Source organism: Gluconacetobacter aggeris, from assembly GCF_014174395.1.
In the GTDB taxonomy this organism is placed as follows: Bacteria; Pseudomonadota; Alphaproteobacteria; order Acetobacterales; family Acetobacteraceae; genus Gluconacetobacter; species Gluconacetobacter aggeris.
The window spans coordinates 1-516 of record NZ_JABEQD010000060.1; the positions used below are offsets into that span (position 1 = coordinate 1).

General features: G+C 71.1%; 1 protein-coding gene. It reads right to left on the minus strand.

Going from position 1 to position 516, the window contains the following annotated elements:
• Nucleotides 1-516 (minus strand): MBG-2 domain-containing protein (locus HLH36_RS19565; protein ID WP_182987942.1); only part of this gene is annotated, 516 nt, incomplete at both ends.

The window sequence follows — 516 nt, forward strand, 5'->3', positions numbered from 1 at the left end:
CTGATCGAGCGCGGTGACGGTCAGCGCGGCCGGGTCGATCGTCAGCGTGCCACCCCGATAGGTGACGGCATAGTTCGACAGGCCGCTGCCGGTCGCGCCGGCAGCGGTGATCCCATAGTGGCCGACGCTGCTGGCGCCAGTCGCCGGCGTGGCCAGGGTGACGGCGGCGACGGTGTCGCCGTTGACCAGGCCGGCCGTGGTGAAGGCCGCGCTGCCGAGCGCGGGCGTCTGCCCGTAGGTGCTTGTCTGGTCGAGCGCGGTGACAGTCAGCGCGGCAGGATCGATCGTCAGCGTGCCGCCCCGATAGGTCACGGCGTAGTTCGACAGACCGGTGCCGGTCGCGCCGGCAGCGGTGATCCCATAGTGGCCGACATTGCTGGCGCCAGTCGCCGGCGTGGCCAGGGTGACGGCGGAGACGCTGTCGCCATTGACCAGACCGGTCGTGCTGAAGGCCGAGCTGCCGAGGGCGGGGCTGTTGCCGTAGGTGCTGGTCTGGTCGAGCGCGGTGACGGTCAG